The 19,375-nt window shown below is 40.2% G+C and carries 18 protein-coding genes; 8 read left to right on the forward strand and 10 right to left on the reverse strand.

From position 1 onward, the window contains the following. Positions 1-248 precede the first annotated feature (248 nt). Complete coding sequence (gene glpK / locus ACLKML_RS02215) at positions 249-1,763, reverse strand: glycerol kinase GlpK (RefSeq protein WP_413283453.1); 1,515 nt, start codon at positions 1,761-1,763, stop codon at positions 249-251. Positions 1,764-1,826: 63 nt separating this feature from the next. Then, on the reverse strand, positions 1,827-2,690 hold the full coding sequence (locus tag ACLKML_RS02220; protein ID WP_413283454.1) for an MIP/aquaporin family protein: 864 nt from the start codon (positions 2,688-2,690) through the stop codon (positions 1,827-1,829). A gap of 335 nt (positions 2,691-3,025) precedes the next feature. Here ACLKML_RS02220 and ACLKML_RS02225 point away from each other — a divergent pair, with 335 nt between their 5' ends. The 6 genes from ACLKML_RS02225 to ykgO all read left to right on the forward strand — a co-directional run bounded on the left by ACLKML_RS02225 (position 3,026) and on the right by ykgO (position 8,970). Continuing rightward, entirely contained in the window at positions 3,026-3,787 is a 762-nt protein-coding gene (locus ACLKML_RS02225; protein ID WP_413283455.1) for a DeoR/GlpR family transcriptional regulator, read from the forward strand. Between the two features lie 222 nt (positions 3,788-4,009). After that, complete coding sequence (glpA, locus tag ACLKML_RS02230) at positions 4,010-5,665, forward strand: anaerobic glycerol-3-phosphate dehydrogenase subunit A (RefSeq protein ID WP_413283456.1); 1,656 nt, start codon at positions 4,010-4,012, stop codon at positions 5,663-5,665. A gap of 1 nt (position 5,666) precedes the next feature. Further along, a complete protein-coding gene (glpB, locus tag ACLKML_RS02235) occupies positions 5,667-7,007 on the forward strand; it encodes a glycerol-3-phosphate dehydrogenase subunit GlpB (protein ID WP_413283457.1) in 1,341 nt (446 codons plus the stop codon). Then, a complete protein-coding gene (gene glpC, locus ACLKML_RS02240) occupies positions 7,004-8,218 on the forward strand; it encodes an anaerobic glycerol-3-phosphate dehydrogenase subunit GlpC (RefSeq protein ID WP_413283458.1) in 1,215 nt (404 codons plus the stop codon). Before glpB ends, glpC begins: the two co-directional genes overlap by 4 nt. A gap of 340 nt (positions 8,219-8,558) precedes the next feature. After that, on the forward strand, positions 8,559-8,828 hold the full coding sequence (locus ACLKML_RS02245; protein WP_413283459.1) for a type B 50S ribosomal protein L31: 270 nt from the start codon (positions 8,559-8,561) through the stop codon (positions 8,826-8,828). Between the two features lies 1 nt (position 8,829). After that, complete coding sequence (gene ykgO / locus ACLKML_RS02250; protein ID WP_413283460.1) at positions 8,830-8,970, forward strand: type B 50S ribosomal protein L36; 141 nt, start codon at positions 8,830-8,832, stop codon at positions 8,968-8,970. 129 nt (positions 8,971-9,099) lie between these two features. Here ykgO and ACLKML_RS02255 read toward each other — a convergent pair whose 3' ends face one another. From ACLKML_RS02255 to ACLKML_RS02265, 3 genes are all read right to left on the reverse strand, one after another. Further along, entirely contained in the window at positions 9,100-9,414 is a 315-nt protein-coding gene (locus ACLKML_RS02255; protein ID WP_413283461.1) for a DUF4144 family protein, read from the reverse strand. 152 nt (positions 9,415-9,566) lie between these two features. Next, positions 9,567-9,842, reverse strand: coding sequence for a putative quinol monooxygenase (locus ACLKML_RS02260; RefSeq protein ID WP_413283462.1), 276 nt, complete (start codon positions 9,840-9,842; stop codon positions 9,567-9,569). Positions 9,843-10,070: 228 nt separating this feature from the next. After that, a complete protein-coding gene (locus tag ACLKML_RS02265) occupies positions 10,071-12,095 on the reverse strand; it encodes an alkyl/aryl-sulfatase (RefSeq protein ID WP_413283463.1) in 2,025 nt (674 codons plus the stop codon). 121 nt (positions 12,096-12,216) lie between these two features. Between ACLKML_RS02265 and ACLKML_RS02270 the strand changes: the two genes are divergently transcribed. After that, the gene (locus tag ACLKML_RS02270) at positions 12,217-13,110 is read left to right on the forward strand and encodes a LysR family transcriptional regulator (protein WP_413283464.1); all 894 of its coding nucleotides are present in this window, start codon (positions 12,217-12,219) and stop codon (positions 13,108-13,110) included. A 71-nt stretch (positions 13,111-13,181) separates the two neighbouring features. Here the strand turns inward: ACLKML_RS02270 and ACLKML_RS02275 are convergent, their stop codons facing one another. Continuing rightward, positions 13,182-14,093 (reverse strand): DMT family transporter, encoded by a 912-nt coding sequence (locus ACLKML_RS02275; RefSeq protein WP_413283465.1) that lies wholly within the window; start codon positions 14,091-14,093, stop codon positions 13,182-13,184. A 117-nt stretch (positions 14,094-14,210) separates the two neighbouring features. On the opposite strand from ACLKML_RS02275, the gene ACLKML_RS02280 reads away from it, so the two are divergent. Further along, positions 14,211-15,125, forward strand: a complete 915-nt coding sequence (locus ACLKML_RS02280; RefSeq protein ID WP_413283466.1) for a LysR family transcriptional regulator — start codon at positions 14,211-14,213, stop codon at positions 15,123-15,125. A gap of 107 nt (positions 15,126-15,232) precedes the next feature. Here ACLKML_RS02280 and trpS read toward each other — a convergent pair whose 3' ends face one another. From trpS to ACLKML_RS02300, 4 genes are all read right to left on the reverse strand, one after another. Continuing rightward, positions 15,233-16,255 carry a tryptophan--tRNA ligase gene (gene trpS, locus ACLKML_RS02285; RefSeq protein ID WP_413283467.1) on the reverse strand — a complete coding sequence of 341 codons (1,023 nt, stop codon included), beginning with the start codon at positions 16,253-16,255 and terminating at the stop codon, positions 15,233-15,235. Between the two features lie 310 nt (positions 16,256-16,565). Further along, entirely contained in the window at positions 16,566-16,811 is a 246-nt protein-coding gene (locus ACLKML_RS02290) for a hypothetical protein (RefSeq protein WP_413283468.1), read from the reverse strand. A gap of 192 nt (positions 16,812-17,003) precedes the next feature. Then, positions 17,004-18,035, reverse strand: coding sequence for an L-threonine 3-dehydrogenase (tdh, locus tag ACLKML_RS02295; protein ID WP_413283469.1), 1,032 nt, complete (start codon positions 18,033-18,035; stop codon positions 17,004-17,006). Further along, positions 18,035-19,228 carry a glycine C-acetyltransferase gene (locus tag ACLKML_RS02300; protein WP_413283470.1) on the reverse strand — a complete coding sequence of 398 codons (1,194 nt, stop codon included), beginning with the start codon at positions 19,226-19,228 and terminating at the stop codon, positions 18,035-18,037. Before ACLKML_RS02300 ends, tdh begins: the two co-directional genes overlap by 1 nt. Positions 19,229-19,375 lie beyond the last annotated feature (147 nt).

The raw sequence follows: 19,375 nt of genomic DNA on the forward strand, positions 1-19,375 counted from the left end.
ATAAAGTGACTTACGCAAACGATTAAATCATAACTAAGTTGACAAAACTAACACTATAAAACCAACAAACCGTTCTAAAAAAAGCAACAATAGAGCAAATAAAAGTAAAAATTATCAAGATACGTATTAAGACTAATAGTTAGAAATCAAATAAAAAAAACGTACACACATAGACATGTGCATACGTTTGCTTGTTTTTTAGAAATTAATTGTGACTTGATTTAAGCGTTTAATCCCACAAAACTTGGTTATTCTTCGTTAGCAACTTCTGACCAAGCAAGTACTCCGCGTACTGCTCTTTTCCAGCCATTGTAACGTAACGCACGTTTTTCTTCGTCATGGGCAGGTACGAATGTTTTGTCAATCACTGCCTTGTTAGACACTTCATCAATACTATCCCAGAAACCGACTGCTAACCCTGCTAGGTATGCTGCACCTAGAGCGGTGACTTCAGTCACTTTTGGTCTAAGAACATCGGTATCTAAAATATCGGATTGGAACTGCATCAAGAAATTATTTGCTACTGCACCACCGTCAACACGTAAGGTCGCCAGTTTAATACCTGAATCCGCTTGCATTGCATCAATAACATCACGGCTTTGGTAAGCAATACTTTCTAATGTTGCACGAATAAGATGATTTGAATTAGTACCACGAGTCATACCAACGATAGTACCGCGAGCATAAGCATCCCAATATGGCGCACCGAGACCAGCAAAAGCAGGAACAACATATACCCCATTGGATGAATCGACTTTAGTTGCAAAATATTCAGAATCTTTTGCATCCGATATCAACTTCATTTCATCTCGTAGCCACTGGATAGACGCACCGCCCATAAAGACAGACCCTTCTAGCGCGTAAGCAACTTCTCCTTTTGGCCCACAACCTAACGTGGTCAACAAACCATTTTTAGAAGTGATTTTCTCTTTACCGGTGTTCATCAACAAGAAACAACCCGTACCGTAAGTATTTTTCGCTTGTCCTGGTTCAACACACATTTGACCAAACAGCGCCGCTTGTTGGTCTCCAGCAATGCCAGCTAAAGGAATACGAGTACCGCCTTTACCACCAATGTTTGTTTCACCGTAGACTTCCGACGACGATTTAACTTCTGGCATCATAGATAGCGGAATGTTGTATTCTTTAAGGATTTTTTCATCCCACTTCAATGTATTAATATTAAATAGCATAGTACGAGAAGCGTTAGTATAGTCAGTAACATGCACACGGCGTTGAGTCATTTTCCACAATAGCCAGGTATCAACTGTACCAAACAATAATTTACCTTCTTCCGCTTGTTCTCTAGCACCTTCTACATTGTCAAGGATCCATTTTACTTTTGTGCCAGAGAAGTAAGGGTCAAGAACAAGTCCTGTATTTTCTTTGACATATTCTTCGAAACCGTCAATTTTTTTCAGCTCATTACACATATCGGCTGTACGACGGCATTGCCACACGATGGCGTTGTAAACAGGTTCACCAGTTTCTTTGTTCCAAACGATAGTTGTTTCACGTTGGTTGGTAATACCAATACCTGCAACTTCGTCCGAACGAATACCTTTTTGTCCAAGGGCTTCAATTAAAGTCGAACTTTGAGTCGCGTAAATTTCTAATGGATCATGTTCCACCCAACCCGCTTGCGGATAAATTTGAGTGAACTCGCGCTGCGCAACACTGACTATATTCGCGTCGTGATCTAAAACCACAGTTCGTGAGCTGGTTGTACCTTGGTCTAGCGCAACAATATATTTCTTAGTCATATTAGGGTCCTTCGTTTCACTTTTTATTTAGAGTTTATTATTTTGTTTAGATTACTGGATTTATTAAGCTTTTGCTTTCTCTTCGGTGTCTTCGATATCACACTCTTCGCATTGATTTGGGATAGTACAGCCAATACCTTCTGTTGGTAAATATGCACCGATCACTTTTGGATATAACCACCCACCGAAACAACCACCTAAAATAGGTGCTAGGATTGGAACGATGAAATACGGGATTTCTTTAGCGCCTGACAAGGCATAATCCCAACCAGCGAAATAAGCAAACAGTTTTGGTCCGATGTCACGTGCAGGGTTCATTGCAAACCCAGTTAGTGGACCAAGAGAGCCACCTATAGTCGCCACTAGAATACCAATCAGTAATGGATTCATTGGACCACGATTTGCACCGTTATTCTCATCACCTAACGCTAAAATGCCGAACACTAATACTGCAGTAATCACAAACTCTACCGCAAATGCACCAGAAAATGAGAGTGAAGGGTTAGGATAAGTAGAAAATATGCCCGCAGTAGCGAGTGCTTCTGGGGTGTTACGTGCAATACCGTTGGCAACTTCCCAATCAACAAATAAGTTACTGTACAAACTATATACTAACGCTGCAGCACAGAATGCTCCTGCTACTTGCGACGCAATATAAGGCAGTACTTTATGTTTTTCAAAACCATGGAATGCAGCCAGAGCGATGGTAACCGCGGGATTAATATGCGCACCTGAGACACCAGCGGTACAGTAGACGGCAAGCGCAACAGCAAAGCCCCATACAATACTAATTTCCCATTGCCCAAATTGTGCCCCCGTTAACACCAAGGCAGCAACACAGCCGACACCAAAGAATATAAGCAAACCGGTACCTATAAACTCAGCAATGCACTGCCCCATTAATGTATGATCTTTTTTAATAGCCATAATCTTTTCCTTGGACGTTAAATCACTACTCAGCACTGAGTAATGTGCCAACTATTTTATACAGAAAAGTTCGCGTAGGAATGCATTCAGATCCCAAATGTGCGTACGAACATCAAAAATGTTCTAATTATGTTCTAATTTGTTAAATACTGCACACTTTGCCTATTTTCTCACGTTAAACCGGGCACTTTAATGCTCATTCGCTATATAAGATCAATAAATTAAATAAACCTCTCACAATTAGATAACATTTAGCCAAACATTATTTAGTATTTGAATTTATGCATGTTCGCAGTAAACTCTAGATTACTAAAAGAGTGAATGGAGTGGAGTTGTTGAAAGCGATTAAACGTCACCAAGAAATTATTGAATTAGTCAAAACTCACGGTTATGTGAGTACTGATGATTTAGTTGATAATTTTAATGTTAGCCCGCAAACCATTCGTCGCGACTTAAATGAACTTGCCGATTTAAATAAAATTAAACGCAATCATGGCGGAGCAACGATAGTAACAAGTTCGGAAAACTCATCATATCAATCAAGGAAAGTATCCAACCAATCTGAAAAAGAACGTATTGCCGATAAACTCATCGAACATATCCCAGATGGCTCCACCTTATTTATTGATATAGGTACCACACCAGAAGTTATCGCCAAAGCATTGATTAAAAATCACCAAAACTTACGTATTGTGACTAACAATATAAACGCAGCCTCTATCCTTATGATTAAAGAGGATTTTAAAGTTATTTTGGCCGGTGGCGAAGTGCGAAGTCGTGATGGTGGCGTCACAGGTGAAGCAACGATGGATTTTATTTCTCAGTTTAGATTAGACTTTGGTATTTTAGGTATCAGTGGTATCGATTTTGATGGTTCTCTGTTGGATTTTGATTACCACGAAGTCAGAGTAAAGAAATCTATTATAGAAAACAGTCGACGTGTCATTCTGGGTGTAGACCATACCAAATTTGGCAGAAATGCGATGGTAAAACTGGGAGGAATCGAAGAAGTTGATCTAGTCATCACCGACGAACTGCCAGCCGAAGAAATTTGTTCGGTATTGAAAGAACACAACATACTGTTAGAAATCGTCTAATTTTTACTCAAAAACTATATTCATTTGTTCAAGCCAGTTAAATATTTAACTGGCTTTTTTTGTTCCTTCGCATAAATTCACACAAAACCCTAACATAGATCACTATTTCTTCACTTATACATTAATTTAAAATGCTCATACGAACATTTGTGATTAAAATCTCGAACATTATCGAAAACAAATGACACAATTACTATGCGTTAATGATAAGTGAGATTGGCAATGAAACCGACAGCTCGATACGAAACCGACGTTATTATAATTGGTGGTGGTGCCACCGGAACAGGCATTATGCGAGACTGTGCCCTGCGAGGTATAGACTGTATATTACTCGAGAAAGATGATCTCGCATCAGGAACCACTGGACGAAACCATGGACTCCTTCATTCAGGGGCCCGTTACGCCGTCACGGATCAACATTCAGCCAAAGAGTGCATTCAAGAAAATAAAATTCTAAAAAATATTGCTCGCCACTGTGTTGAAAGTACCGATGGCTTATTTATTACCCTACCAGAAGATGACCTTGGTTTTCAGGATACCTTTATCAAATCCTGCAACAGCGCAGGAATAGAAACACAAAAACTTACCCCAAAAGAAGCATTATTGTTAGAGCCGAACACCAATCCTGAACTGATAGGGGCGGTAAAAGTGCCTGACGGAACACTCGATCCATTTCGATTATGTGCTTCTAATGTCCTGGATGCGAAAGAACATGGCGCACGTCTGTTTAGCCATTCTTTGGTAACATCACTAATACGAGAAGGCGACCAAGTAATTGGGGTTAACTGCGTTAACACGCGTTCTAAATTGCCATTTCAAGTGTTCGCCCATGAAGTTATTAATGCAGCGGGTATTTGGGGACAAAATATCTGTGAATACGCTGATTTAAATATCAAAATGTTCCCAGCTAAAGGTGCCCTGTTAATTTTAGATTATCGCATCAATAACTTGGTTATCAATCGATGCCGCAAGCCTTCCGATGCCGATATTCTTGTGCCAGGCGATACTATTGCCATCATCGGTACCACATCTGAACATATCGATTACGATAAAATTGATGACCTGCACGTGACCGCTAAAGAAGTGGATCTGTTACTTGAGCAAGGCGCAAAACTCGCTCCAATTATGAACAATACTCGCGTACTACGTGCGTACGCAGGAGTGAGACCGTTGGTTGCTGTGGATGATGACGGGAGTGGCCGTAATATAAGCCGTGGCATTGTCTTACTCGACCATGCTGAACGCGATGGATTAAATGGATTAACCACGATTACCGGCGGTAAGTTAATGACCTATCGCTTAATGGCGGAACAAGCAACCGATGTTATCGCCAAAAAACTTGGCAATAGCTCGCCATGTGAAACACATATCCAACCTCTTCCTGGCTCGAATGAATCGCCAAAACAAGTTAAAAAAACGGCGAGCATCGCTAAACCGATTTATCAATCGGCCGTTTATCGACACGGTGAAAGAGCCATGTCTTTTCTCTCCGAACAACCAAAAAACCAAGCTATTATTTGTGAATGCGAGATGGTCACCGCTGGTGAAATAGAATATGCGATAAAAAAACTCGATGTGCATAATTTGGTCGATTTACGTCGTCGAACTCGCTTAGGCATGGGACCTTGTCAAGGTGAACTTTGTACTTATCGTGCAGCAAGTTTGTTTGAAGAATATAGCAATATATCTGGGCACCAATCTGGACAACTATTAGTCGATTTCCTAGAAGAGCGTTGGAAAGGCATTAAACCTATCTTCTGGGGAGATGCCTTACGCGAAGCTGAATTTAGCTATTGGATTTATCAAGGATTGTTTGGTGCGGGTGACATCCCTGCGGATCAAACCTCAATGCTAGCTAGCCAAGAGGATGAAATTTAACATGTTGAATTATGACGTAATTATTATTGGTGGCGGGGTTGCTGGGTACTCTGCAGGTATGCAGTGCCTAGAGCATGGGTTAAAAACAGCGATTATCAGTAGTGGTCAAAGTGCGCTGCATTTCTCTTCTGGCTCAATAGATTTGCTTTCACATTCTCCAATTACAAATCAACCTATTCGCTCTCCTCTCAAGGAAATAGCCAAACTTGACCAGCAATTACCAAATCACCCGTATGCAAAATTAGGGGTAGATAAAGTGCTGAACGCCTTGGACTGGTTCCAAGCAAAAATGCAAGATGAAGGGTTACCATTAAGCAAACTTGATTCATTACAGAATCATTATCGCATCACCACAATGGGGACACTAAAGCCCACTTGGCTATCACAGCCTTTTGTACGAAAAATTGATTATAGTTTTGATAACTTAAAAGGTATCAAGCGTATTGTTATGTTGTCTGTGCAAGGCTTTCGGGATTTTCAGCCACAAATCGCCCAAGACAACTTAAAAAGATACACTGAGTTTTCCGCTATACCTATCGAAACCATTAATGTCACACTTACGGCATTCGGCCAATTAAATCGAAATCCTCATGATTTTCGTTCGATAGACATCTCTCGAATCTTAAGAAATGATCACCAATTTAAAGAGTTCGCCGACCAACTTATGTCCGCTGCAAATACAGACGATCTGGTTGTGCTGCCTTCTATTATGGGCAATGGAGATGGACTGACTTTACTAAATAAATTAAAAGGCTACACCAAGTTAAATTTCCATGAAGTACCCACTATGCCCCCGTCATTATTAGGCATACGCATTGAAGATACCATGATGCGCACTTTTATCAAAAATGGTGGAGGACTACATAAAGGCGATGAGGTACTCAAAGGCAACTTCGAAGAAGATAACGGAACCTTAACGTTAACCAGTGTACAAACTAAAAAAATGGCAGAGTTACCCTTATCAGCCAAACACTTTATTTTTGCAACTGGGAGCTTTTTCAGTAAAGGGCTTATTGCTCAACAACAACAAATTCTTGAACCTGTTTTTGATCTGGATATGTGCGACATTGGTGAACGCCCTGATTGGCATCAAGGCGAATTTTTCAGTCCGAATCCGCATGAGTTCCTTTCCTTTGGAGTTCAAACTGACGAGCGATTCTTACCCAGTATACAAGGAAAAAAAGTCAGTAATCTTTTCTGCGCGGGTGCAGTGTTATCCGATTACAATCCGATCAGTCATGGTTGTGGGAGCGGTGTTGCCATTAGTACCGCATTTAACGCCGTAGAGAATATTATTACCGACCGAACAGAAGCCATGCAATTGAAGGAGGCGACAGTATGAATATCGCCAATAGAGATACTACATTTGACCAATGCATAAAATGCACCGTTTGCACGGTATATTGCCCCGTCGCTAAAGAGAATCCAGAATACCCAGGTCCAAAACAATGCGGTCCTGATGGCGAACGTCTTAGAATCAAAAGCCCTGAATTTTATGATGATATGTTGAAACTCTGTACCAACTGTAAGCGTTGCGAAACCGCTTGCCCTTCGGGCGTGCGAATTGGCGATATTATTGCCGTGGCTCGTGGAGAATATGGCAAAAAACCAATAAACCCCAAAACTGTCAGAGATTATGTATTAAGCCACACCGATCTATTTGGTTCTATAGCGACACCATTTGCTCCAATAGTGAACAAAATCACTGAAATTCCGGTGGTTAAAAAAGTGATGCATAAAACCATTGGAGTACATGATCACAAATCGCTACCAAAATATTCACATGGCACCTTTCGCCGTTGGTACAAAAAACAAGCACCGGACCAAACGGCCTTTAAACGTTATGTCAGCTATTTTCATGGCTGTTACGTAAATTACAACCACCCACAATTAGGTAAAGATTTTGTCCAAGTGTTAAATGCGATGGATTTTGGCGTTCGATTACTGGATAAAGAAAAATGTTGCGGTGTACCATTAATTGCTAATGGCTTTCACGATAAAGCCAAAAAAAACGCCGAATTAAATGTTAAAAATCTAGAGAAAGCAGTGGAGGAAAACACTCAAGCGATCTTATCTACCTCTTCAACTTGCTGTTTTACATTACAAGATGAATATCCTCATGTACTAGGAGTTGATAATCAAAAAGTAGTGAAAAAAATCAGCTTCTTTAGCCGCTTCTTACTGCAACAATTTATGAGCGGTAATGTACCGAAAATGAAGCCGTTAAACAAAACTATTGTTTACCACACTCCATGCCATTTAGAGCGTAGTGGTGATGTTGTTTTCACTATAGAAATATTAAAAATGATCCCGGGATTAAACGTTATCATTTTAGATAGTGAATGCTGCGGTTTAGCAGGAACCTATGGCTTTAAAGAAGAAAACTATGATGTGTCAATGCGAATAGGCAGTGGTTTATTCAAGCAAATCAATGATTCATCCGCCGACTATGCGATTACCGATTGTGAAACGTGCAAGTGGCAAATAGAGGAAAATACCAAACTTGACTGTATCCATCCTATCAGCCTAATTGCGGAGGCATTAAGTCAGTAAGTTGATTGTCTACGTCCGCTAAAAATTATAGTGAAGTCCTAAAATGCTCGTTTTTGACCTCTTCGGAGGTCTTTTTTTATGCTCTATATTGACCATTCTGATAGAGATAAAACAACACTTAGATGTTTAAATACGGTTAATGCCTTTATTCCTACAATTTCTAACCTTAGATTTATCCGACCACACCCTTTAATTTAATTGTTTTTAACCTTTTTGCTAACCTATTTCATCACTGCTATTGCATCAATATCAAAAAAACACTCGAACACACAAACGAGAAGTGTTATCATTTGATATGTTATAACATATCAAATGATATTATTAATTAAAGGGAAATGATGTGAAACCCAATATTCATCCACAATATCGCACCGTCGTATTTCATGATACCAGTGTTGATCAGTATTTTTTAATTGGCTCTACTCTACAAACTGACCGCACAATTGAATGGAAAGATGGCCATACTTATCCTTATTTCACGATTGAGGTGTCATCAGAATCTCATCCTTTTTACACTGGCAAACAGCGTATCATTAATAAAGAAGGCCGTGTAGCTAATTTTAATCGACGTTTTGGTCGTTTAGCTTCAACACAAAAAGAAGAGTCATAGTATGAAAGTATTGAATTCACTAAAGAGCGCAAAGAAGCGCAGTCCAGACTGTCAAATAGTCAAAAGAAAAGGTCGCACCTATGTGATCTGCAAATCAAATCCTCGTTTTAAGGCGGTTCAAGGCAAGAAAAAAAGAACATAGTGTCAAAAAAGAGCAAGAGGATATTTATGGAGCAAGAGGATGCTAACCTTACTCTAACACACCATTCCGAGGCTGAGAAAGTAGCGATCTTACAGAGTATTATCGCTACCACCTATTCCCTTTTCTATTTCACGCTAACGAAGCTATCGCCTCAGATACACTGGTAAACTGAATTTTTGTTAAGCACATTTCAGCTTTAGAGAACTCGTGAGCCTGTATTAAAAGTGTCACTTCGTCCGTTGAGTAAGTGCGACTAAGCGGCTCCAACATTATATTCTTGTAGCTGCTGTAGTTTAATGAATAACATTGACCAACTGAATCGATTAGATGATCATCTTCACTCAAAATCAGCGAGTTACACTCTCTCATAAACTCTACTTCTGATTTAAAATACTCGAGCTCATTGTCACCTTCTAATTTTAAGACACAAGGCCAGTTAACCATATAATACCTCTCCCAACATAACGCTTAATACCCCGTTTTCTAACAAGCAACTTAAGTGCAAACTTAGCTATTAAATACGTTAAACCTAAAGAAATTTATCATACCGTGTGTTGCGATACCTTACGCGTGGATTTGAATTGTTTTTTATACATTCATTCGCGTAATTGGTAAAACCGTTGCACATTCTGCGTGGCCGCACCCCAGTTTGATGCAGCCACACGCTTTTGATGACTATTGAATGCCGTTTTATCGACAAATTCTTCATAGACGTCAAATCGAGTAGGATCATTCGGATGTTGAGTTACCTCAAAAACAAGGCAGCCTTGTTCTTCAAGAGTGAGTTGTTTGTGCATTTCAAGTTGGTTGAGCACGTTAATAAGCTCATTTTTGGGAACGACAATATATCCTTCAAGTATAATCTTGGCCATGTTTTTCCTTCAATGTATGACGCAGTGTTACGCCATGTTACATCAACTACTCACTTAATCATCTTTATCTTTACCTTTCCCAACCGCTTTCACTCACCCATTTAACATCAACCGCTGTTAAGATACCAATAATACAAAACGGCTTCAGAATATGTCTGAAACCGCTTAATTAATCATTTTTTTTCTGGTTAATACTTATATCGATATTTCTATTGATACTAGCCCAAACTAAGACTCCGTCGGCATTGGCAGAATTTCAAACAAGCCATCAAAAGTGTCCAGTGTTGCGCTCAATTGGTCTAATAATGCCTCATTACCTTTAATACCCGCTTGGCCAGATTCAAGTAACGTATCCAGCGTTGTCTCTCCTAGTACTAGCTTAGTAAAGTCCGTTTTGTTGATAATGAGTTCAAAATCAACTGCTGGCATCGTAGCAACTTGAATGTTGGCCATATTGGCGTTAGATACTTCACCATAGTATTGCTCATCAACATCTGGATGACGCACACCAAAGGTGAAATCTAGTCCCGCTGCCTCTACTTTCGGCGCATTGAGGCTTACCGCAACAAAATCTAAGAACATGCCTGTTGGTGTGTTGGCAATGACATCAGGAGAACCCAATTTAATCGAAGGCAAAATTTCACCTGTTCGGAGTTCTGCAGCGGCTTGCAAATAACTATTACGCCATGCCATTGTTTCCGATTGGTAGCCTTGTTGTTCAAAACTGTCCGCCAATGCAAAACGATAGTCAATATTGTGGGGACTGCATAACACTAAATCATTAAATAACTGAGATGCCTGTTGGTATTCACCGTTATCAAAGTGCTGCTGACCTGCGTTATACAGAACGTCAGCACCAGCGGCATTCACATAGACACAAGACTTATCTATCGATTGAAGTGGGTTAGTATTGACCGGATTCATATCGTGATAACCAAGATATAGATTCACTACCCCACGTGCATTGTGACTGTATGAACCGTGATAACCATTGGTATGCCATGTATCTAGCTGCGTTTGAGGGACGATTTTCTCAATCTCTCTACCCACATCATTGATAGTCACACCATGGTTGGCTAAGCGCATCGCTTGATTATGAATAAAGCCATAGTTATCACGTTGTAACGTCATATATTCAGAGACTTCATTAACATCAGTACTTGGTTCATTCCATACCGGAGCGGAGTGTGCCGCATGAATATTATCTACCAGACCACTATCCACGAAGCGTACTTTGAGTTCAGTCAGGTACTTAGTCCAAACCAAAGAATCACGCACTTTTGCCCCTCGGAAAGTATATATATTGTGCATGCCATCGTAAGTTAACTCAGCCGTATTCAGTGAGCGATAAGCCGGTACATAAACCACAATCTCTGCTGGCGCTTCTGCGCCAGGCATATTAATTGTGTGAAAATCTAACCCATCAATTGTGATTATTTTTTCACGCTCTTGAATTTCATCTGTCGGCGCAACAAGGGTTACAACGCCACGCGATGTCCCCAAGCCTAATGCGTTATCAACAATACCTTTGGTGTTATTATCTAACGTGGTTCCGTATTGATAGTTTCCACGTCGACTCATCGCAGCCCCTGCAATCACGTTTTCATCTGCGAGCTCTTTAAGGAAGTCTTTTGGCGCGTAAATTTTTGCGTTTTGATCAAAATCACCAGACTCGATGATCCCTCGAGAGCCACCGAAATGGTCCGCATGCATATGAGAGTAAATCATACCGGTGATCTTGTGTTGTCCATTAATTGCTGGAAGATGTTGTTTGGCAAATTTCCATGAGGCGTCTGCTGCTTCTTTAGAAAGCAAAGGATCATGGATAACATAACCATTTTCTGTTCGATAGATGGTCATATTTGAAAGGTCTGCCCCACGAATTTGGTACACACCATCGGTCACTTGATAGAGGCCACCAGCAGCGTAATTCAACATACCTTGACGCCAAATAGATGGATTAACCGTTGGCGGTAAATCCTCAACCGACATATCTGTCATGTATTCAAACCTATTTTTTAATTCTCCTGCTTCATGTGTACCAAGCTCAGCAATCAAACCGCGTGTTGTTCTATCGAATGCGGATGTATCGTCCCAAGGCAGAGTTGTAGACATTAACGCATTCGCTTTTACCGTATGTGGTGTCGCTGGTTTACCTTCATAGGTATCGATTGAAGCATAGTCATTTGCAGTAACGCTAAATGACATAACAACGGCTAAAGATAATACTGAAGGATTTAAATTGGTTTTCATGCTGAGCCTCATTTTGTGTCTCAAGTTTGTATGCGACTAATTTAACCAATTGACACATCACAATATATAAATGAAACTATATTTGAAACATCACATATTGTTATGAATAGGTTCATGGCTCATGATAGATAAAATCGACTTAAATCTTCTTCAAGTATTTGCAACCGTATATCGTCACCAATCCATCACCCTTGCAGCAGAAGAAATGGGAATGACGCAACCAGGTGTGAGTGGTTTATTAAAACGCCTGAAAGCGCAGCTAGGGAGCGAACTTTTTATTCGCTCTGGTCGAGGTATCGCACCAACTTGTCATGCTCGAGAGTTGATCCGTCAAATCGAGCCTGCCCTGATTCAAATTAATAACGCGTTAGAAAACTTGGATGGTTTTAATACCGAATATCCACACCGATTTGTGGTGTACACTTCGGAACCGATCATGCTAATGCTGTTACCAATGATAGAGGCCGATACTGAGCTTGGTCAGGTCCGTATCGAATTGCACCCTACACGTTCAAACGAAGATCAATTAATTAGTGACCTTCAGCAACGTCAGGCAGACTTAGCTATTGAGTTCTCTAACCATGCTTCTAGCTCTTTTTTTACAGAAATGTTATTTGAAGATGAGATGTGTGTAATTGTACGCAAAGGCCATCCAAGAATAATCGATTCAATCTCAGAACAAGATTTTTATAAAGAGCGACATATTACGTTGAAGCTTCGTAGAGAACAGATCTATTTAGCCGATTACTTCACTACAGAAAAGCTACAAGAGAGGACTGTCGCCGCCGAATGTACCTCATTACTTTCACAAATGTCGATGGTCTCAACCAGTGATTGCATCGCCATTATGACCAAAAGCATTGCTCATATGTTTGCCGATAAACTCGATATTCTGATTCTACCGAGTCCATTTACCTCTATCCCCATTAATCACCGTCTCATGGTGCACAATCGCGATAAGAAAAGTCCGTCAAGTATATGGCTAAGAAACAAAATTAAATCCTATTTTAAGTAGAGCGGTTATTGGAAGAATAAGCGGAACATGTTTTGTTAATTGAAGATGGCCAATTCTACTGCCAGTTCAGGTCAATCGGTTGTTTTAAGCAATGAAGCCATAATCACACAAACAAAAATTATACAACCACCGATAATTTGTATAATAGATAAGCTCTCATTTAACCAAACTACCGCAAACAGTGCGCCAAACAGAGGTTCACTGCCCATAAGTAATGAAACCTTGGTTGGTGATAACTTCCTTACTGCATGATTCTGTACAAAAAACGCGTACAAAGTACAGCAAACCACCAAGTAACACATCATTCCCCAAAACAGATAATGTGTTGGAAGCTCAAAATTTAAGTCAGAATCAATCAACACGATCCCTAACGCGCACATTGCAACTACAAATGATTGAATACAAGTTAATGTTCCATTGGTGATTTTTTTACCATCGGTCAGCTTTTTGGTTGTCGTCACCATCAATGCACGCAACACAGCAGCAGAAAGAATAAAATAATCACCGTAATTTAATTCCATCTCAAATCGAGTAGAACGGGTTAATAAGAAAACCCCAACAATACTTGCTAACGCGAGTATCAACATTGTTTTGTTAATCGCACTTTTATTGACCAGCGCTTCAACAAATAAAGTAAAAATGACAGATAGGCTGATCAAGAATGCTGCATTACTTGCAGTGGTTTTAAATACACCCATCACCTCAAATGCGAAGATAGCGGCCAAAATTAATCCTGTTGGCAACGCCACTTTCCAATCTGAACTCCTTGCTGTTTTTAAGTCTCTCACTGTCATTGGCAGCAGCACTAAACAAGTGAGTGAAAATCGTATGGCTATAAACATCATAACGGACGTGTAGATAAGCGCTTGTTTTGTAAGCCCATAACTTGTACCCCAAAAAATTGCCACTAGTAAAAGTGCGGCCTCTAAAGTAGGAAAATAAATTGTACTGTTAGTATTTCTTGCTGGCGTAATATTACTCATACCGTCCCTCTATTTTACTGATGTAGCCCGAGAATGATTTCACTGCTTTGACATACACAATATAAATCAGTAACTTTAACGTAACAATTGGGTAATTATGCAAAGGATAATTGCGCTGTGGACACAAATAAAATTATGAATTTGATGCCTGAAATGGCCACATTCGTTAGTGTTATAGAAGAAGGCAGTTTTTCTAAAGCTGCACAGAAGTTAGGTGTAATGCCTTCATCAGTCAGTCGTTCAATCAGTAAACTTGAAAATGCGTTACAACAAAAGTTAATCGAAAGAACCACTCGAAGTCTCCGTTTAACCAGTGTTGGGGAAGAAGTCTTTCAGCTTTGTTTAGCGATGCTTCAATCGGCAAAACAAGCGGTTCACGCAGCGCAAGCTAGTCAAAATGAAGCCGTAGGTGAACTTACCGTTGCTGCGCCTAAAGCACTGGCTCGACAAATTTTGATGCCACGAACTCTTGCCTTTGTAAAAGCGTATCCAAATGTTCAGTTAAAATGGAAAGTAACAGACCATTACATTGATCCGATAGGTGGCGAGGTTGATATTGTTATTCATATTACCACACACCCTGTTGAGCGTTTAGTTGCCAAAACACTCGGTACAGTAAAGCGAATTGCTTGCGCCACTCCCGAATATATTAATAAATATGGCTTACCCACCCACCCTAGCGATCTCATTTCACATCAATGTATAGGCTATGGTGAAACACCAGCTGATGATTCATGGACTCTCACATTGGGCGCAAAAAAGCACACCTTAAAAATTAAAGGCCCTCTGGCTGTTAACCACAGTGAAATAAGACGAGAAGCGGTATTACAAGGATTAGGTATTTCAATTTTTCCAGATTTCACCGTCGCTAAATACCTCGCGTCAGGTGATCTAATTCAAGTTCTACCTGAATGGCATATTAAAGGGGGTTATCAAGGCAGCATTGTGGCGCAATATCCACAATCAAGATACATTCCAAATCAACTTAAAGCTTTTATTGATTTTCTGGCTGCTGAACAATTACTACTCTAAAATTTCTACGACAAAAAATGATTAAAAATTGGAACATTCAATACCTAACCAGCTTCGACAGACGCTTCCAATGAGCTTCTCGAAGCTGGTTGTTGAAAATAAGTTAATCAGAAAATATTCAGTCCAAAAATACCTTTTACGTCAAACAGTACTTGCGCTGTTTTTTCTCTAGAAACCCGGCTTCCCTTTACTAAAATATCAACTAATTGGGCCTTATCGTTTAGAAATTCTGCTCTTCTATCTCTTATTGGCCTGAGCATGTCCTGCAAACACTCTTCCAGTATTTTTTTCGTTGTTCCGTCACCAAGTCCTCCATGTTGATAATGTTGTTTTAGTTGACTGATATAGCCTTTATCTGAATGAAAAGCATTAAGATAGGTAAACACAATATTTCCTTGGATATTGCCGGGATCGTCAACCCTCAGGTGATTAGGGTCGGTATACATCGATTTAACCGCTGCGGAGATTTCCTTCTCAGTGGCACCAAGATTAATGGCGTTGCCCATCGACTTGGACATCTTACTTTTGCCATCTGTGCTAGGTAAGCGTGATGCTGTACTCAATAAAGGCCTACATTCATTCAAAACATTATGCCCTGCAAGTGCGTTAATCTTTCTCACTATCTCATTAGTTTGTTCAAGCATTGGTAACTGGTCATCACCCACAGGAACTAAAGACGCCTTAAACCCCGTGATATCTGCAGCCTGTGATATAGGGTAAGTAAGAAAACCAGCTGGAATAGATCGTTCAAATCCTTTGTTTTGGATTTCACTTTTAACGGTTGGATTGCGCTCTAATCGACTGATGGTTACAAGGTTACTGTAATACATTGTCAATTCAGCCAGAGCGGGCAGTTGTGATTGAAGGCAAATAGTTGTTTTAGAAGGGTCGATGCCAACCGCTAAATAATCTGCAACGACATTTAAAATGTTGGATGATACCTTTTTCGGATTATGAGCGTTGTCAGTAAGGCCTTGCATGTCAGCAACAAGAATTGTTTGTTCATGCCGCGCTTGTAAAACAACGCGCTGCTTTAAAGAACCGACATAATGACCTAAATGCAACGGCCCTGTCGCTCTATCACCGGTTAAAATAATTTCTGGTTTATCAACAGTTTGCTTTGTATTCATGAGTATATCTCCGAGGTAAAATAGATCGCTACTGGAGATATAAAAGAAATAACAGTCTTAGCTACCTTCCAGCAGCTTAAGAATGTAAAAATTCCGCGCCACTCTAATTAGAGCGCCACCAGAAGAAGAATGATGTAGGCATTGAAATGTATTTCATTGGGATAATCTAGCAACAATTCTTTTGAAATTCAACTCTGCAGAGTGTTGGTTTAAAGAAAAACTTAAAATCTACAACAGCATGACAATACAAATACTATTTATATTTAATTTCAAATAGTTATCTACATTGACTAGAAGATATATCTGTAAATTACTCCTTGGGTTGGTGACCCGTCTTCTTCGCAAGTTTTTGCATCGCCTCGGCAAACGTTGTTGTTCCACCTTTAGCTTGAACCTGTATCACTTTATATCCCATGTTTTCCAACGCTTGGCGCTCAACTAAAACCGCCTTATCATTTTGTTGACTGCCTTGTACTGGCTGATGAATGTAGCACCCTTCTAGTTGACCATCTTCAACCAGTTGGTGGTGTCTCAATGCATTGATATCAAAATTCATAATCAGTCTTTTCGTTTAAAATGGAGAATTTTTGTAGCAAAAGCCACAAGCTTTTATAATTTATCAGCCTGTATCATAAAGCATTTCTAGGGCTTTCCGTGAGGCTAAATACGACTTTATTTTCCATTTCACTATGAATAAAAACAGTATTTAGCCAGTGATACAATTTCTAGTTTAGATCAGTCTTCTACTCTACTCCCAATCCAAGATAACCTTGCCAGACTGCCCGCTACGCATGGTGTCGAAGCCTTTTTGGAAATCATCAATCTTGAAATGGTGAGTGATAATTGGGGTTAGATCTAGGCCAGATTGAATGAGGCTTGCCATTTTATACCAAGTTTCGAACATTTCACGTCCGTAAATACCTTTAATGACCATGCCTTTAAATATCACTTGGTTCCAGTCAATTCCCATATCTTTAGGCGGAATACCTAGCAGAGCTACTCGGCTACCATGATTCATTGCGTTAAGCATGCTGTTAAATGCCATCGGATTACCTGACATTTCTAAGCCTACATCAAAGCCTTCTGTCATTTGCAATTCGTTCATTACTTGTTCAAGGCTGTGATTGGAGACATTGACTGCTCGGGTTACGCCCATTTTTTTGGCCAATTCTAGCCGATACTCATTTACATCGGTTATCACAACATTACGAGCTCCAACATGTTTTGCAACCGCCGCAGCCATAATACCGATAGGTCCGGCGCCAGTAATTAGCACATCTTCGCCAACAAGGTCAAACGATAGCGCGGTATGTACTGCGTTGCCAAATGGGTCAAATATAGAAGCTAGATCGTCGGAAATACTGTCTGGGATCTTAAAGGCATTAAATGCAGGAATCACCAAAAATTCAGAAAATGCACCAGTACGGTTAACGCCAACACCAACGGTATTGCGGCACAGATGGGTTCGGCCCCCTCGGCAGTTTCGACAGTGACCACAGGTTATATGACCTTCACCTGAAACGCGATCACCAAGTTCGAAACCTCGAACTTCTTGGCCTATACCGACAACTTCTCCAACATATTCATGCCCAACGACCATTGGTACTGGAATAGTATTTTGTGCCCACTCATCCCAATTATAGATATGGATATCTGTACCACAAATCGCGGTTTTTTTGATGCGGATTAACAGATCATTGTGGCCAATTTCAGGTTTGTCCACCTCAGTGAGCCAGATACCTTCTTCTGCTTTTAACTTTGCTAATGCTTTGATTTTCATTAAATAATACCCATATCTTTGCCAACTTGAATAAATACATCAATTGCTTTATCAAGTTCTTCACGAGTGTGAGCCGCAGACATTTGCGTACGAATGCGAGCTTGCCCTTTAGGCACAACAGGAAAAGAGAAACCAACCACATAAATGCCTTTTTCTAATGCGCGTTCGGCAAATTCAGCAGCAACTTTAGCATCGCCTAACATAATAGGAATAATCGCATGATCGGCGCCACCCATATTAAAGCCAGCACTCTCCATACGAGTACGGAAATGAGCCGCATTTTCCCATAAACGATCACGTAACTCGCCGCTTTCTTTCAACAAATCCAGTACACGGATAGACGCAGACACAATGGCGGGCGCAACAGAGTTTGAGAATAAATACGGACGAGAACGTTGGCGTAACCAATCAATGACTTCTTTTTTACCAGAGGTATAACCACCTGATGCTCCGCCCATGGCTTTACCAAGCGTACCAGTAATAATATCAATACGATCGATCACGTCATGATACTCATGTGTGCCCGCGCCATTTTCTCCCATAAAACCAACAGCATGAGAATCATCAACCATAACAAGTGCATTGTATTTATCCGCCAAATCACAAATAGCCGGAAGGTTGGCCACCACGCCATCCATTGAAAATACACCGTCGGTAACAATCAGTTTATGGCGAGCCCCTGCGTTGTCAGCGTCGATCAACTGTTGCTCTAGCTGTTGCATATTGTTGTTGGCATAACGAAAACGCATGGCTTTGCATAAGCGAACCCCATCAATAATTGAAGCATGGTTTAAAGCATCGGAGATAATGGCGTCTTCTTTGCCTAAAATCGTTTCAAATAGACCAGCATTTGCATCAAAACACGATGTATACAGAATGGTATCTTCTTTGCCTAAAAATTCGGATAATTTCTGTTCTAACAATTTGTGGCTATTTTGTGTTCCACAAATAAAGCGAACTGATGCCATACCAAAACCGTGTTGGTCCATACCCTCTTTTGCTGCTTGAATTAATGCAGGATGATTAGCCAAGCCTAAGTAATTATTTGCACAAAAATTAAGCACTTCTTCTCCAGTTGAAATAGAGACGGCGGCCTTTTGTGCTGAAGTAATAATACGTTCAGATTTATAAAGCCCTTCTTCTTTTACTTGGTCAATCTGTTGGCTAATTTGCTCATAAAATGCAGAAGACATGCTTGTATTCCTTATAAAAAATGGGGAGTCGTCTATAGTGCTAGTTGATGTTTTGTCAGAAGACGATTACACCATTAACAAAGTGCTCGCCTTACCTATTTACAGTGTAAAGTTATTTTAATTGATCTAGATAAAGACTATTATCCC

Source organism: Vibrio sp. MA40-2 (assembly GCF_047302445.1).
Classification (GTDB): domain Bacteria; phylum Pseudomonadota; class Gammaproteobacteria; order Enterobacterales; family Vibrionaceae; genus Vibrio.

What these genes read in the sequence shown, in the direction of transcription:
- glpK (WP_413283453.1), bottom strand. Translation starts at nt 1,763, where the DNA reads ATGACTAAGAAATATATTGTTGCGCTAGACCAAGGTACAACCAGCTCA.
- ACLKML_RS02220 (WP_413283454.1), bottom strand. Translation starts at nt 2,690, where the DNA reads ATGGCTATTAAAAAAGATCATACATTAATGGGGCAGTGCATTGCTGAG.
- glpA (WP_413283456.1), top strand. Translation starts at nt 4,010, where the DNA reads ATGAAACCGACAGCTCGATACGAAACCGACGTTATTATAATTGGTGGT.
- glpB (WP_413283457.1), top strand. Translation starts at nt 5,667, where the DNA reads ATGTTGAATTATGACGTAATTATTATTGGTGGCGGGGTTGCTGGGTAC.
- glpC (WP_413283458.1), top strand. Translation starts at nt 7,004, where the DNA reads ATGAATATCGCCAATAGAGATACTACATTTGACCAATGCATAAAATGC.
- ykgO (WP_413283460.1), top strand. Translation starts at nt 8,830, where the DNA reads ATGAAAGTATTGAATTCACTAAAGAGCGCAAAGAAGCGCAGTCCAGAC.
- ACLKML_RS02255 (WP_413283461.1), bottom strand. Translation starts at nt 9,414, where the DNA reads ATGGTTAACTGGCCTTGTGTCTTAAAATTAGAAGGTGACAATGAGCTC.
- ACLKML_RS02260 (WP_413283462.1), bottom strand. Translation starts at nt 9,842, where the DNA reads ATGGCCAAGATTATACTTGAAGGATATATTGTCGTTCCCAAAAATGAG.
- ACLKML_RS02265 (WP_413283463.1), bottom strand. Translation starts at nt 12,095, where the DNA reads ATGAAAACCAATTTAAATCCTTCAGTATTATCTTTAGCCGTTGTTATG.
- ACLKML_RS02270 (WP_413283464.1), top strand. Translation starts at nt 12,217, where the DNA reads ATGATAGATAAAATCGACTTAAATCTTCTTCAAGTATTTGCAACCGTA.
- ACLKML_RS02275 (WP_413283465.1), bottom strand. Translation starts at nt 14,093, where the DNA reads ATGAGTAATATTACGCCAGCAAGAAATACTAACAGTACAATTTATTTT.
- trpS (WP_413283467.1), bottom strand. Translation starts at nt 16,255, where the DNA reads ATGAATACAAAGCAAACTGTTGATAAACCAGAAATTATTTTAACCGGT.
- ACLKML_RS02290 (WP_413283468.1), bottom strand. Translation starts at nt 16,811, where the DNA reads ATGAATTTTGATATCAATGCATTGAGACACCACCAACTGGTTGAAGAT.
- tdh (WP_413283469.1), bottom strand. Translation starts at nt 18,035, where the DNA reads ATGAAAATCAAAGCATTAGCAAAGTTAAAAGCAGAAGAAGGTATCTGG.
- ACLKML_RS02300 (WP_413283470.1), bottom strand. Translation starts at nt 19,228, where the DNA reads ATGTCTTCTGCATTTTATGAGCAAATTAGCCAACAGATTGACCAAGTA.